Annotated in this window: 14 protein-coding genes; 9 read left to right on the top strand and 5 right to left on the bottom strand. The window is 65.1% G+C overall.

Annotated elements, in window-relative coordinates:
• Positions 1-27: 27 nt before the first annotated feature.
• Positions 28-774 carry a phosphotransferase gene (locus AC1C2M_RS10160; protein WP_483405642.1) on the top strand — a complete coding sequence of 249 codons (747 nt, stop codon included), beginning with the start codon at positions 28-30 and terminating at the stop codon, positions 772-774.
• Here AC1C2M_RS10160 and AC1C2M_RS10165 read toward each other — a convergent pair.
• Positions 771-2,063, bottom strand: a complete 1,293-nt coding sequence (locus AC1C2M_RS10165; RefSeq protein ID WP_495436277.1) for a GNAT family N-acetyltransferase — start codon at positions 2,061-2,063, stop codon at positions 771-773. The genes AC1C2M_RS10160 and AC1C2M_RS10165 overlap by 4 nt on opposite strands.
• A gap of 56 nt (positions 2,064-2,119) precedes the next feature.
• Here AC1C2M_RS10165 and AC1C2M_RS10170 point away from each other — a divergent pair, with 56 nt between their 5' ends.
• From AC1C2M_RS10170 to AC1C2M_RS10190, 5 genes are all read left to right on the top strand, one after another.
• A complete protein-coding gene (locus tag AC1C2M_RS10170; RefSeq protein ID WP_495436278.1) occupies positions 2,120-2,635 on the top strand; it encodes a phosphoribosyltransferase in 516 nt (171 codons plus the stop codon).
• A gap of 9 nt (positions 2,636-2,644) precedes the next feature.
• A complete protein-coding gene (locus tag AC1C2M_RS10175) occupies positions 2,645-3,370 on the top strand; it encodes a type 1 glutamine amidotransferase family protein (RefSeq protein WP_483405645.1) in 726 nt (241 codons plus the stop codon).
• Positions 3,367-4,071 carry a uracil-DNA glycosylase gene (locus AC1C2M_RS10180; protein WP_495436279.1) on the top strand — a complete coding sequence of 235 codons (705 nt, stop codon included), beginning with the start codon at positions 3,367-3,369 and terminating at the stop codon, positions 4,069-4,071. The genes AC1C2M_RS10175 and AC1C2M_RS10180 overlap by 4 nt, the downstream gene beginning before the upstream one ends.
• Before the next feature lie 104 nt (positions 4,072-4,175).
• Positions 4,176-4,754 (top strand): GNAT family N-acetyltransferase, encoded by a 579-nt coding sequence (locus tag AC1C2M_RS10185; protein WP_483405647.1) that lies wholly within the window; start codon positions 4,176-4,178, stop codon positions 4,752-4,754.
• A 7-nt stretch (positions 4,755-4,761) separates the two neighbouring features.
• The gene (locus AC1C2M_RS10190) at positions 4,762-5,130 is read left to right on the top strand and encodes a hypothetical protein (protein ID WP_495436280.1); all 369 of its coding nucleotides are present in this window, start codon (positions 4,762-4,764) and stop codon (positions 5,128-5,130) included.
• A gap of 531 nt (positions 5,131-5,661) precedes the next feature.
• On the opposite strand, the gene AC1C2M_RS10195 is transcribed toward AC1C2M_RS10190, so the two are convergent.
• Genes AC1C2M_RS10195 through AC1C2M_RS10205 form a run of 3 tightly spaced genes read right to left on the bottom strand, consistent with a single transcriptional unit; the run spans position 5,662 to position 7,750 of the window.
• Entirely contained in the window at positions 5,662-6,480 is an 819-nt protein-coding gene (locus AC1C2M_RS10195; protein WP_495436281.1) for a hypothetical protein, read from the bottom strand.
• Positions 6,477-7,391 (bottom strand): ABC transporter ATP-binding protein, encoded by a 915-nt coding sequence (locus AC1C2M_RS10200; RefSeq protein WP_495436282.1) that lies wholly within the window; start codon positions 7,389-7,391, stop codon positions 6,477-6,479. Before AC1C2M_RS10200 ends, AC1C2M_RS10195 begins: the two co-directional genes overlap by 4 nt.
• On the bottom strand, positions 7,388-7,750 hold the full coding sequence (locus tag AC1C2M_RS10205; protein ID WP_483405651.1) for a GntR family transcriptional regulator: 363 nt from the start codon (positions 7,748-7,750) through the stop codon (positions 7,388-7,390). Before AC1C2M_RS10205 ends, AC1C2M_RS10200 begins: the two co-directional genes overlap by 4 nt.
• Positions 7,751-7,854: 104 nt before the next feature.
• Here AC1C2M_RS10205 and AC1C2M_RS10210 point away from each other — a divergent pair, with 104 nt between their 5' ends.
• From AC1C2M_RS10210 to AC1C2M_RS10220, 3 genes are all read left to right on the top strand, one after another.
• A complete protein-coding gene (locus AC1C2M_RS10210) occupies positions 7,855-9,288 on the top strand; it encodes an amidase (protein WP_495436283.1) in 1,434 nt (477 codons plus the stop codon).
• 126 nt (positions 9,289-9,414) lie between these two features.
• Positions 9,415-9,999: a carboxymuconolactone decarboxylase family protein gene (locus AC1C2M_RS10215; protein ID WP_495436284.1), complete on the top strand. Its 585-nt coding sequence runs from the start codon at positions 9,415-9,417 to the stop codon at positions 9,997-9,999.
• Between the two features lie 66 nt (positions 10,000-10,065).
• Entirely contained in the window at positions 10,066-10,539 is a 474-nt protein-coding gene (locus AC1C2M_RS10220; RefSeq protein ID WP_495436285.1) for an SIP domain-containing protein, read from the top strand.
• Positions 10,540-10,747: 208 nt separating this feature from the next.
• On the opposite strand, the gene AC1C2M_RS10225 is transcribed toward AC1C2M_RS10220, so the two are convergent.
• Positions 10,748-13,021, bottom strand: coding sequence for a hypothetical protein (locus AC1C2M_RS10225; protein ID WP_495436287.1), 2,274 nt, complete (start codon positions 13,019-13,021; stop codon positions 10,748-10,750).
• Between the last annotated feature and the right edge of the window lie 129 nt (positions 13,022-13,150).

A 13,150-nucleotide genomic window follows, 5' to 3' on the forward strand; every position in this document is an offset into this window, starting at 1 on the left:
GCCTGACTCGCGTGTAGGTTCTTCGGCATGACGAATACCGATGGCGCGCTCGCTGGCGGAAACATGAATGCCGTCACCAGGATCGGGAACACGGTTCGGAGAACAGCGGGGCCGTGGACGCCGACGGTGCACCGGTACCTTCGCTACCTCGAGCGCAACGGCATCGACTGGGCGCCGCAGCCGATCCGGTGCGATGACGACAACGAGGTGTTGAGCTTCATCCATGGGGATGTGCCGGTCTATCCGCTTCCCACCTGGATCTGGGACGATGCGGTGCTCATCGACGGCGCGAAGAAGCTCAGGCAACTGCACGACGCGTCGATCGGATTCGGCGTCGACACGGCAATCTGGCAGTCGCCGACGAAGATTCCCTCAGAGGTGATCTGCCACAACGACTTTGCGCCGCACAACCTCGCCTTCGCCACCGACGGTTCAATCGTGGGTGCGATCGACTTCGACCAGGCCTCGCCGGGCCCCAGGCTCTGGGACCTGGCCTATTTCGCCACCCGCGCCTGCCCGCTCACCCGGCATCCGCCCGCCGGCGCACCCGGTGCCGACGACGCCAGGCGACGTGTCGAGCTGATTCTCGAGGCGTACGGGTCGGATGCCACCTGGCGCGATGTTCTGCGCGTTGCGGCGACCCGGCTGTGGGATCTGGCGGAATTGTCGCGGGAGAAGGCGGAGGAACTGTTCAAACCGGAACTCAGGGCGGAGGCTCTCGCCTACGACCGTGACGCCGAATACCTCGCGTCGGTTCTCCGGGCGTCCGCCTAGAAGTGCGTGATGCCGTAGACGGGGCCGTCTGATGCCAGCAGGCCCTTGAGCCGCCGAGCCGCGCCGTCGGTGTGCTCGATGAGCTGTCCTGCAGCGCGAAGCACAACGGGATCGGCGCCGCCGAGGTAGAGCGAGCTGAGCACCCACGCGTCGAGCTCGACGTCGGGGGTCGCGGAATCCGCGCGTTCCACCCGCGCCGTGGCATCCGTTACCGAGATCCGGAACACGCCGTCGGCGAATCCGAGGTCATCGATGACGCGGAGGACGATGTCGCCGTCGGTGACGTACGGGCGCGCCTCGAGCGCGGCGATCGGGTCGAGGATACGCAGCCAGACCCAGTCCTCGGCGGCGGTGACGGTGATCGCCCTCGGGTCGGCGAGTGCCCAGGACAGTGGGTCGTCGAGCCGACCTGCCCGCCAGGTCACCGAGTCGCACAGTTCGATCGACGCGAGGTAGTACCAGAGGCCCAGGTAGGCGTTGTCGTCGGCCGCGACGAGGTCGAGGACCTCGACAGACCGCGCGTCTGTTCCCTTGCCGCCGAACCGGTAGGAGACGTAACCGTCGATCTCGCCATCGGTGTCGTAGTGCAGCGCCGCGCGGATCGCGCGGTCTTCGTCCTTCGTCTCGTCGGCCTGCCCCGAGATCCGACCCCAGATGCCGGCGTGCCTGCCGACGGAGCCGGTCTGGCTGGCGTGGAACCGGTCGAACACGGCGGGGGCGATATCGATGAGATCGCGGGCGTCGACCCACTCGGCGGTCCCGGTCGGCGTCGTGAGCAGCCGGAAGCGCGCGTCGGTGGCGACGGAGACGTTGTTGGCCCAGGTGGCGGGACCGAACCCGAACCGGCGGTAGATGGTGGCTTCGGTTGCCGTCAGTGCGGCAATCGCCATTCCCGCTTCGTGAGCGCGAGTGAGGCTGTCCGTCATCATGCGGCGGAGGAGGCCCTTGCGGCGGTGGGTCGGACGCACGGTCACGGACGAAATCAAGTGGGTGGGCACGAGGCAACCGCCACCGACGTTGACGGTCTTCTCGAACGAGGCGAAGGTGGCGACGGGGTATTCGGGCGGAAGCGAGGACGCGCGGCGCGTGACCGGGTAAGCACCGGTGAGGACCTGGTCGTCCGTCCTCAGGCGGACGGCTGCCCTGGCGACGGCCTCGTCGGTCATGCGGGGGTAGTGGAACGCCTGGTTCTCGATCTGGATCCAACCCACCGTCTCGGCGAAGTTGTCGTCGGTCGGTGCGGCCGCGCCGAAGACGTGGAGTTCGTATTCCTTCTCGTGTTTGCTCACTGCTTAACCGTACCTTGGTGTTCTGAGGAGGAGTTCCTGAGGGGTACCGTGAACCCATGACACCCGCGGCCGAGACCAGCTCCCCAGCCCCCGCTCCAGACCGCGAGGTCCTCAGTTGGAACGAGTTCGGTTCGGCCTCACGCGAGCTGGCGAAGGCCATTCTCACTTCGGGTTTCACCGCCGATATCGTCGTTGCCATTGCGCGCGGTGGCTTGCTTCTCGCCGGGTCGATCTCGTACGCCCTTGGCACGAAGAACTGCGGCAGCATCAACGTCGAGTTCTATACCGGTGTCGACGAGCGACTGCCGGAACCCGTGCTCCTGCCGCCGCTTCTCGACGCTCCGGCGCTCCTCGGCCAGAATGTGCTGCTCGTCGACGACGTCTCTGACTCCGGTCGCACGCTCGCGATGGTGGTCGACCTGTTGCGCGGGCACGGCGCGACGGTGCGCACGGTGACCCTCTACTCCAAGCCCCGGACGGTCCTCGAACCCGACTTCGTCTGGCGCAGGACAGACAGGTGGATCACCTTCCCGTGGTCGGCGTTGCCGCCGGTGACCGCCGACGCACCGTAGGCTCGACGTATGAGTGTGCACCTGGTTGGCGGCGGTTGGTCCGAATCGAAGAGTTCCGCGGTCTATGACCTGTTCGTTGCGGAGGCTGCTGAACGCGCGGAGTCCGAGTCCTTCGATGGTGCGCCGCGCATCGCCGTGATCGTGGTCCGCGATGAAGACGGTGATGCACACGCGGCGAAGCTGGTCGATGCCGCGTCAGCAGCCGGGGCGTTCGAACCTGTGGTCACCTCACTCGCGTTCGGCGAGACCGCGACGCCCGCTGCACTGGCCGGCGTGCACGGGATTATCGTCGGCGGCGGGTTGACGCCCGCGTACCTCGCGAGCCTCACGCCGATCTTTGGCGAAATCAGGCGGCTCGTCGCATCCGGCGTACCGTACCTCGGCTTCTCCGCTGGGGCCTCGATCGCATCCGAGCGTGCTCTCGTCGGCGGCTGGCGGATCGGTGGCGTCGAGGTCAGCCCCGAGGCGGGTTCTGAACACCTGGATGAGGTCACCGTTGAGAACGGCATCGGCCTCCTCGATATCTCGGTCGACGTGCACGCCGTGCAGTGGGGCAACCTGTCGCGACTCATCGCGGCAACCGAAGCCGGCCTCGTCGACGGCGGCGTCGCGATCGATGAGAACACAGCCTTTGTCGTCGGCGAGGGCGCTCTTCGCGTCGTCGGCGCCGGCAGCGTGTGGCAGGTCCTGTCCACTGACGGTGGTGTCCGCGTCTCCTCACTCGCCGCGGGATGAATTTCACCCTCACCGAGCTCGCCGCCCAGGGTCTGGTCGATCCGGGCTGGGCGAGCGCGCTCGAGCCTGTGCAGCCCGAGCTGAATGCCCTTTCTGCGTTCCTTGACGCTGAGACGGAGTCGGGCAGGGGATTTCTGCCCGCACCGGAGAATGTGCTGCGCGCTTTTCGGTCGCCGCTCGACGGCATCCGGGTGCTCATCGTCGGGCAGGATCCGTACCCGACACCGGGGCATCCGATCGGCCTGTCGTTCGCTGCGGATCCGCACGTCAGGCCGCTTCCGCGAAGCCTCGTCAACATCTACCGAGAGCTGAACGACGATCTGGGCGTCGCGCCCGCCGAGTCCGGCGACCTGAGCCCGTGGACCGATCGCGGTGTGCTGCTCCTGAACCGTGTGCTCACCGTGTCGCCGGGCGTCGCGGGTTCGCACCGGCGGAAGGGCTGGGAGGCGGTGACCGAGTGCGCCATCCGTGCCATCGCGGCGAGGGACAAGCCGCTCGTCTCGATCCTCTGGGGAAAGGACGCTCAGGCTCTCGCGCCCCTGCTCGGCACGACCCCACGGATCGAGAGCGTGCACCCGAGCCCGCTCTCGGCCTCGCGCGGGTTCTTCGGCTCACGGCCGTTCTCCCGGGCCAACGAACTGCTCGTCGAGCAGGGCGCTGAGCCCATCGACTGGCGGCTGGACTCGACGACCCTCTGGTGAGACGCCTCCGACGGCAGTCTCCGTCGCCCGCAGAGATGCCGGTCCGCACCGACGATTCCGGAAGACGAAACGGGATCGACACACGGGTCATCTACTCTTGAACCGTGCTTGAAGAGGAATACCAGCCCCGACGCCGATTGCCGCCGCACCTGCGCAAAAAACCCGAGCCAGAGACGCCGTTCAGTTACACGATTCGCGAGGCGCGGCCGGAGGACCTGCCGCACATTCGCGAGATCTATAACTACTACGTCGCCAACAGTGTCGTGACCTTCGACGAAGACAAGATGTCGCTCGCGAAGTGGAAGGCGAAGTTCGCCCAGCTGCAGAAGCTCGGCCTGCCGTTCATCGTCGCCGAGTCGCCGAACGGGGTGATCCTCGGCTACGCGCTGGTGTCGCCGTGGAAGGACAAGCGGGCGTACCGCTTCACCGTCGAGAACTCGATCTACCTGGGCCCGGCGTCGACGGGCAAGGGGCTCGGTCGTGTGCTGCTCGGCGAACTCATTGACCGCTCGAAGAAGGCCGGTCTGAAGGAGATTCTCGCCGTGATCAGTGACAAGGGCGCCGAGGGCTCGATCGCGCTGCACGAGTCCTTCGGGTTCGTGGAGATCGGGCGGATGGGGCGGGTCGGGTTCAAGTTTGAGCGCTGGCTCGGCACCGTTTTGCTGCAGAAGTCGCTGAAGTAGGCGCGCGATGACTGAATCTGCGCCACTTGAGCGCCCGGCCAGGAGCACGCCGCTTCGTGCGTACGCCGGGGAGATCCATGCGGACCCGGATGCCGTCTTCGCGGCTCTCGAGCGGCGGTTGCGTGAGATCTCGACCGAAGTCTCGCCCGCCGTCGACAGCGCCGCGCGTTTCATCGCAGTGCAGGGCAACTGGTGGTACCGGGCTGAATACCGGGTGATGGCATCCGACGATGGCGCTCGTATCGAGCACGAGCTGCTCAACGTGGCACCGAGGGTGCACTGGGTTGGGCCGCTCGCCGGACGCGCGGTGCTCGCGGACTCGCCAGCCGCCTTCGGGCGACTCCTGACCGAGCTGGCGGCCGAGCTCGAGCGCTGAGTCGGGCGCTCACCGCGTCGTTGCGTCTCCGCCGCTCGCCCACTGAACTGCTTCGGCGTTCGACTGTCACGAATGCGCGGCAAACGCGCTGAAACCCGCCATTTGCGACGGTTGAGCGACGGGCCCGAACTGCTTCGGCGTTCGACTGTCACGAATGCACGGCAAACGCGCTGAAACCCGCCATTTGCGACAGTTGAGCGACGGGCCCGAACTGCTTCGGCGCTCGACTGTCACGAGTTCACTGCAAACGCTCCGAAACCATGCATTTGCGACAGTTGAACGAGGGCACTGAACTGCTTCGGCGTTCGACTGTCACGAGTGCACGGCAAACGCCGCCGAACCGGGCATTTGCGACAGTTGAACTCGCCGCGCCGAAGGCGTACACGCGGAGGTACACGGTCGCCCCGGCTCGGAGTGCGCGGCGGTGGTTCACACGCGACAAAGGCCGGTGGAGCTGTCGCCCCACCGGCCTTTGTGCTGAGTTCCTGCACCGAACGCCCGCGGTCACCGTGCGTTCGACGTGTGCGGTTCCTATCCGCGGGAGGTCGCCCGGCTGAGGATGAAGTATCCCGCGAGTGCCGAGAGCACCGTCGGTACGAGCAACCAGGCAACGACCCCCTGTGGTCCTGAGGCGACGAACCATTCGCCGACGAGGTGCCAGGTCTGCGTCAGGGTAACCAGTGCCACAGCACCGACAATCAGGATGATGGTGATCGCGCCTGCGACCAGGAGCCCGTTCGTGCGCCAGCGCATGAAGATCGTTCCGCTCACCGTGCCGATGAAGGCGAAGAACATCATGGCGACGGTAAACACGAAGAGCCGTTGCCAGAGCTCACCCGAGCCGAAGTACACCGAGGTGAACATGTGGCCACCGAAACCCCAGCCGTTCGTCCATTCCTCCACGTAGGAGAGCACTGTGAGGATCACGCCGTACGACACCGAGAGCAGGAGGAACGCCAGTGTCGAGCCGAGGTAGAACTCGCGGCGGGTGAGGCTGAGCCCAAGCGCATAGGCGAACGTCATATTCATGGCCTGGGCGCCGACGACGAGCATGTACACGAAGATGTAGAAGGATGCGCCACTCCACTGCGTGCCGTCCAGGGCGTCCTGCCGGTCGCCGCCTGTGACGTTCGCTGCGATGATCCACCAGATCAGCATGTTGATCAGCCAGATGAACGCCAGGATCATCAGGGGGATCCAGTACACCGTCCACTTGTTGATGAGGTTCAGCCGAGCGGCGTTCCAGATCCGGTTGAGGGGCTGGGGGTTGCTCGCTGTCACCGGGTTCGAGGGAGTACCGGCCACCTGTCGGGTCCGTTGTGTGCCTTGCGTTGAGGATGCTGTTGTCATGATTGGATCTCGAATTCCTTCTCGGTGACGTTGGTGCGGCGAACGATGAGTTGTTGGAGAGAGACAGGGGAGAGTTCAAGGCCCGCGCTCGCGGCCTCTCGCCTGTCGTCGGCGCTGAGCGGGCCGACGGTGACGGATGCCAGGCCCCCGATTCCCTCGCGGGAGAGGACCTCGCGGTCGGCGACGAACGCGTCAACGGCGCCCCGCATGCCGACGACGGTTGTCGCTGAACCCCGGAGAGCCTCGGCGGCCTCGTCGATGATGATCGAGCCCTGGTCGATCACGAGGACGTGCTCGAGGAGCTGCGCCACCTCATCGATCAGGTGGGTGGAGAGCACGACGGTGCGGGGGTGCTCCGCGTAGTCCGCGAGAAGCCGGTCGTAGAAGAGCTGGCGAGCGACAGCATCCAGTCCCAGGTAAGGCTCGTCGAAGAACGTCAGCGGGGCGCGCGACGCGAGGCCGACGATGACGCCAACCGCAGACAGCTGGCCGCGGGAGAGTTTCTTGATGCGGCGGTCGACGGGGAGTCGGAACTCCTCGACGAGCTGTTCGGCGAAGTCGGCATCCCAGTTCTCGAAGAACCATGGCGCGCTCGCAAACACGTGCTTCGCCTGGAAGTCGTCCGGGTAGCGCTGGCTCTCCTTGATGAACGAGATGCGGCTGAGCACCCGTGCGTTCTCGGCGGGAGGCTCACCGAACACGCGGACGTCGCCCGATGTCGCGAACTCCTGTCCGGTAAGTACCTGCATGATCGTGGTCTTTCCCGCTCCGTTCCGGCCCAGGAGGCCGGTGATCGTGTTGGGTGTGATGTCGAAGTCGACGTTGTTCACCGCGGTGACCTTGCCGAATCGCTTGGTGAGGTTCCGCACGCTGACGACAGCGTCGGATCGAGAGTCTGATGTGTGAGTCATGCTGAGACGCCTTCCGTAGAGATCATTTCGCTGAGCTGGTCGGGATCGATCCCGAGTTTTGCTGCCTCGGCGATGAGGGGTCGTACGAATTCATCGCGGAAACGGTCCTTTCGAACCTGGATGAGTCGGGCGCGGGCGCCCTCGGCTACGAACATGCCGATGCCTCTCTTTTTGTAGAGAATTCCGTCGTCGACGAGGCGGTTGACGCCCTTTCCGGCGGTTGCTGGGTTGATGCGATAGAACGCGGCGAATTCGTTCGTCGACGGCACCTGGCTCTCCTCAGGAAGAGAGCCGGCGATGATGTCGTCTTCGATCTGTTCCGCGATCTGCACGAATATTGGTTTGCCTTCGTCGATCACGGCGCCTCCGGGGTTGCTCGGTTAGTTACTTCACTAACTAACCAACATCCTTTCTTTCGGTTTGTCAAGCAAATTCGAGAACAATGGCGGATTAAGCTCGTTGGGTGACCGAACTTCATGAAATGAGTGCGCTCGACCAGTGGCTGGCCCTGCAGCGGGGGGAGTTCTCACCGCGCGAGCTGGTGAATCACTACCTCGAACGGATCGAGCGGCTCAACCCCGACCTGGGCGCGTTCGTTACGGTGACAGCGGATGCCGCGATCCGGCGGGCAGAGACCCTCGAGTCCGTCGTGTCACGGACCAGTCCGCTGTGGGGCCTGCCGACCGCTGATAAAGACCTGACTCAGCGCCGCGGGGTACAAACGGGCTTTGGCTCCAAGGCGTTCACGGGGACTATCTCTCACCGATCCGACGAGATCGTTGAGGTGCTCGACGACGCGGGAGCGATCAGTCTCGGCAAGACGAATACCCCGGAGTTCGGCATGTACGGCTACACGGAGTCCCGCGTTGCCCCGCCCGCACGGAACCCGTGGGACCTGTCGCTCGGTGCCGGGGGCTCCAGCGGTGGGGCTGCTGCTGCGGTGTCTGCCCGGCTTCTGCCCTTTGCGCCGGGGAGTGATGGGGGAGGGTCCATTCGGATTCCCGCTGCGGCCTGTGGTCTGGTCGGAATCAAGCCGTCTCGCGGTCTTGTTCCGGCGGGTTCCGGTATCGATTCTGTCGGCGGGCTGGCCGTCAAGGGGCCGATCGCCCGCAGCGTCGCGGATGCTGCGCTCCTGCTTGACGCCATGATCGCGCGTCGCAATGGCCGCATCGATCACCATTTCACCCTGCGGGCGCCCGACGACAACGACGGTGATCTGCTCGGTGCTGCGGTGCGGGGTGAGGGCAGGTTCAATATCGGGGTGCTTCGAAACAGCCCGTTTGACGACGCGAGGGACATCGTCATCGCGCCGGAGGCATCCGCAGCCCTCGATATTGCGCTGGCGCAGTTGTCGTCGACCGGACACGGCATGGAAGAGGTTGTTCTCTCGCACGGTGGCGTTTACGCCGATGCGTTCCGGCGACTGTGGCAGATTTCGGCCGCGACGATCCCGGTGTCCGACGACAGTCTCGAGTTGCTCGAGCCCGTGACGGCCGAGCTGGTGCGCGGCGGTCGTCAGATCGGGGCCAGGGAGGTGATGGAGACGTTGTCGATCATGAGCGGATTCGAGCGTTCAGTCATTGCGCAGTTCTCGCAGTTCGATGCAGTGATCTCGCCCGCGCTCGGTCAGCTGCCGAGGCCGGTTGGTTCGTATGATCTGGAGGACCCCGACGAGAACTTCTGGCAGCAGGTGGAGTACTCGCCGTTCACGTCATTCGTCAATGTAGCCGGGTTGCCCGCGATTACTCTCCCGATCTCGGAGACCAGTGAGGGGTTGCCGATGGGAGTGCAGCTGATCGGACGGCCTGGCGGTGAGGCGACACTGCTGTCGATCGGAGCCCAGCTGGAGCGCCGGATTCGGTGGCAGCACCGGAGTCCGGCTTTCGCGAACCGCTGAGCCGCTGGCCACGCCTTCGCTTGTGCACTCCGTGGCCGGAACGTGCGGTGCGCAGCTCCTACGGCTGCGGGTAGGTGTTTGTGTGACATTTGTGACACTCCAGCGTTCCTGCATCATGATGGACAGATGACTAAAGCTGCGCGGGTTCACCTCTCCAAGACGTTTCCGTCTGTGTACGAAAAGCTGGCGGCGCTGTCCACGGAGGTGGGCCAGGTCGCTCGGGACAATGGGATCGAGCCGCTGTTGTCAGAACTCGTGCAGATGCGCGCATCCCAAATCACGGGGTGTGCGTATTGCCTTCGGGTGCACACGAAGAAGGCCCTCGCGCTCGGTGAGACGACCGAACGGCTCACCGTTCTTTCCGCCTGGCGGGAGGCTGGCCTGTATTCCGAGCGTGAGCGTGCTGGGCTTGCCCTGTGCGAAGCGATGACGCTGATTTCGGATGGTCATGTTTCCGATGAGGTGTACGAAGCAGCGAGAGCTGTATTTTCCGAGAAGGAATTTGCTGCGCTCTCCTGGGTGATCGTGTCGATCAATGCGTTCAACCGAATTGCAGTGACGAGTCGTTACCTCGTCGATCCGGTGTCTGCCGAATCGGCGGGCTCGGCTCACTCTGGTTCACCCGACAATCCCCGCGAAGCACCCGCAACCCAACCCGCTCCGGAACGGAGTCAGGCCGGAGGGCCCGACACTCACGCCGGAGCCCACTGAGAACCGGCTGGGGACGGGCTCCACTGTCTGGTGGTTAAGGTAAGGCTTGCCTATACTGAGAGGGACATGACAGTACAGCGCCGCACCGACCACGCCGGTCACAAGGTGAACGAATCGAACCATAAGCACCGTGTTCAGTTTCTGATTGCCGGTGACGAATCGTCCCTTCCCGAGCTTGAGGCGGTCCTGTCGACTCTTCCGCTGTGTGCAACCGGTCGGGTGTTCGTTGAGGTCGAATCCGAAGATCAGATCGGTTCGCTGGATGTTCCGCCGCGGATGACAGTGACGTGGTTGCCCCGGTCGCGTCGTTCGGGTGTTCCCGGATCTGGCGCCGGTTGTGCTCAGGGTGAGGCCTTTTCGCGGGCCGTTCGGGCGTGGGCTGGCGAGATGCTGTGCAGCGCTCCCGAAGAGGCGCACATTTGGCTCGGTGGCCACTATCGCGGTGTTGCGGAAGCTCACGAGTACCTTACGACCTCTCTTGGTGTTGCGGCCGACGTGATTCAGACGCCACCCGCGTACCGCCTGGGCGTTTCGCGCTAACATCCCCGGTCCGGTCCGGCCCGGTCCTGCCGGTCTGCGTCGGAGTGGAGTGGGTTCTGGCCGTCCGCTTTTGTCTGGTCCGGTCCGTCTGCTTTGGTCCGTCTGCTTTGGTCACGTCTGCTCCAATCCGGCGTGGCTTGCTCGGCTTGGCCTGCTCTGGGTCAGAGCCTCGAGCGCGTTCGGTCGATGGCTGCGGCCGACGATTGGTCTAGTCCGGTGGCACATACCAGGTCTCCATAGCCCGTTGACTCGATTCGCGGCGGCGTGGGGATTGGGATTGATCAGCCGTTCGGTCTCGGTTCGCGGGCCGCGACGAGCCCGAAGGAGACATGGGCCCCGCAGGTGATCCCGGTGCCTGGCGGGATGGTGCCGCCGGTGGAATCGGTGGTCGTTCGCGAGGCTGGGGCGACGTGGCAACCGATGGTGTCTCGGACTGGGCAAACTCTGGCGATGGCGATGGCGATGGCGATGGCGATGGCGATGGCGATGGCGATGGCGATGGCGGCGGCGGTGCCGGTGCTTGCGGTGGTGATGCCGGCGGCGGTGACGGCGAAGCACTGACGCTCCGGTTCGAGCTGATCCGGTCGGCCGTGCCTCCCGTGTGTCCCGCACCTCGCGTGTGTCCCGCGCGTCCCGCACCTCCCGTCCCGCTCACACTGTCGTCTGCGCTGCCGTCATTACTCGCCGGTTGCCGGGGCGTGATGGCGCGTTGCTTTCGTTGTTCGAGTGCGCGGGGCGGGGGTTGTTTGAGGGCGGAGCGGCTGCGGAGGGGGCGTGGTTTTTGCTCGGGGTCGAGGGTTTTGGGTGGAATGGCGGAGTAGGTGGTGCCATTGCGGATGATTTTCCAGCCGGTGTTGTGGATGAGCATGTGGTCTTCGCGGCACATGAGGATTCCGTCGGCGATGTTGGTGAGTCCGTGGTCGGCGGCCCATTCGTTGATGTGGTGGGCTTCGGTGTAGGACGGGGGTCTCGTGCAGTCTTCGAAGACGCAGCCGCCGTCACGGATGGCGAGGGCGATGCGTTGCTTGGTGGTGAAGCGACGTTGTTCGCGGCCGACATCGAGGGGGTTGTTGTTCTGGTCGACGAGGACCGGGCGGGTGCCGGTGGTGCAGATGTGTCGCTCGATGATGTTGCCGGGGATGGCTTCTCCGGTGTCTTCGTTGAATCCAGTGCCGGTGAGGTGGCCGTCGGCGTCGCGGGTGTCGAGTTGGTCCTGGGTGATCACGATCCGGACTCCGGGCTGGCGGTTGCCGAATGCTGTGTTCGGGTCGGCTTCGGCACCGGCTTTGAGGGTCGCCATCAGGAGGTCGAACACGAGTTGGTCGTTGCTGCGGGGGTCGTCGATGAGGCGCTGGGCGCGTTCGGCGTCGGCGGGATCGATCATGCGGGGGCCGCCGCGGCGGGGTCGCATTCCAGCGCCGACGAGTTGGTCGATGTATGCCGCTGATTCGTCGTCGAACTCGACCCACGCGGTCCTCACGCCGTCGGCGGAGCGGGAGAAGCGCCATTTGCGGTTCTCGAAGTGTTGATCCCAGCGGAGTCGGACGCCAACCGGGTCGATCTGGTCACGGAGGAACCGGGCCCGCCGGCCGAGCTCGTCGGCGTTGGTGCCGACGGCGTCGGTGAGGATCTGTTCCGCCGAGATCCGGAGGTCGTCGGCGCTGACCCGTTCGTTGGGTTCACCCAGGCCTCGCATGATGATCGTGACCGCTTCAGGCTTGAGGATCCGGTCGCGGACCGCACGGGTGAGGGGCTCATGCCACGGCACCTCGGGTGCCGGTCGCGTGGCCGCGGGCCCTGCGTCCACACCATCGCGACCGACGGAACCATCTCGTCCGCCGTCGAGGCCGTCACCTGTGCCCGGGCCGCCATCAAGCCCACCGAGGCCATCGAAAAGGCCATCGCCCGAGCCGCCGCTGCCGATCGGATGGGTGGCGGCATCCGCCTCGCCCATCGCTTCACCGAGCTTCACCTGGCGGACCGCTTCAACCCGGGTGGATCCGGTCAGTCGTTGCACCATGTCGACGGCATTGTGATCGCCGTTACGTTTGGCCAACCCGGAGTAACCGAGCTCACGAGCGGAACGCTTCGCGACCACACCGGCGGTCGCGGCGACCACGGCATCCGCCTCGGACCGCAACCGTGACGCATCACGCAGAAGATCCTGGAGTTCGGCGTCGCTGGCCCGGTCAATGAGGATCGACAATGGTGCGGGTTCATCGCAACCTGACCGGTGGGCAGCGGCGGTCGGGGAATCATCGTTCGATGGCGCCGTACCGGGCAGCGCCGCATTGGGTGGCGCCGTATTGCGTAGCGCCGCACCGGGCAGCGCAGCACCAGTCAACGCCGAGCGGGGGACACCGGAAGGGCCAGCGTCAGATACCGCACTAACCGACCGAGGCGTGAGAGTGGCCTCAAGCGAAGCGATTCGATCGCACACGTCGAGTGCGACCTGGCGAACCTGCTCCGAGATCTGAACCATACTCAAATTTTACCAAACGATCCGCCAAATTGGAAGATACGTTCGAAGATATCTCAAAGTAGAGCCGAAAAAAATAGAACGAAGGCTCCCCACAGAATCTCCCTCCACCGCCCACCTTCACACCGGCGC

It is taken from the genome of Mycetocola sp. Y444 (genome assembly GCF_059445295.1).

Excerpts from the sequence above, each read along its gene's own strand:
- AC1C2M_RS10160 (WP_483405642.1), top strand. The coding sequence starts at position 28 with ATGACGAATACCGATGGCGCGCTCGCTGGCGGAAACATGAATGCCGTC.
- AC1C2M_RS10170 (WP_495436278.1), top strand. The coding sequence starts at position 2,120 with ATGACACCCGCGGCCGAGACCAGCTCCCCAGCCCCCGCTCCAGACCGC.
- AC1C2M_RS10175 (WP_483405645.1), top strand. The coding sequence starts at position 2,645 with ATGAGTGTGCACCTGGTTGGCGGCGGTTGGTCCGAATCGAAGAGTTCC.
- AC1C2M_RS10180 (WP_495436279.1), top strand. The coding sequence starts at position 3,367 with ATGAATTTCACCCTCACCGAGCTCGCCGCCCAGGGTCTGGTCGATCCG.
- AC1C2M_RS10190 (WP_495436280.1), top strand. The coding sequence starts at position 4,762 with ATGACTGAATCTGCGCCACTTGAGCGCCCGGCCAGGAGCACGCCGCTT.
- AC1C2M_RS10195 (WP_495436281.1), bottom strand. The coding sequence starts at position 6,480 with ATGACAACAGCATCCTCAACGCAAGGCACACAACGGACCCGACAGGTG.
- AC1C2M_RS10200 (WP_495436282.1), bottom strand. The coding sequence starts at position 7,391 with ATGACTCACACATCAGACTCTCGATCCGACGCTGTCGTCAGCGTGCGG.
- AC1C2M_RS10215 (WP_495436284.1), top strand. The coding sequence starts at position 9,415 with ATGACTAAAGCTGCGCGGGTTCACCTCTCCAAGACGTTTCCGTCTGTG.
- AC1C2M_RS10220 (WP_495436285.1), top strand. The coding sequence starts at position 10,066 with ATGACAGTACAGCGCCGCACCGACCACGCCGGTCACAAGGTGAACGAA.
- AC1C2M_RS10225 (WP_495436287.1), bottom strand. The coding sequence starts at position 13,021 with ATGGTTCAGATCTCGGAGCAGGTTCGCCAGGTCGCACTCGACGTGTGC.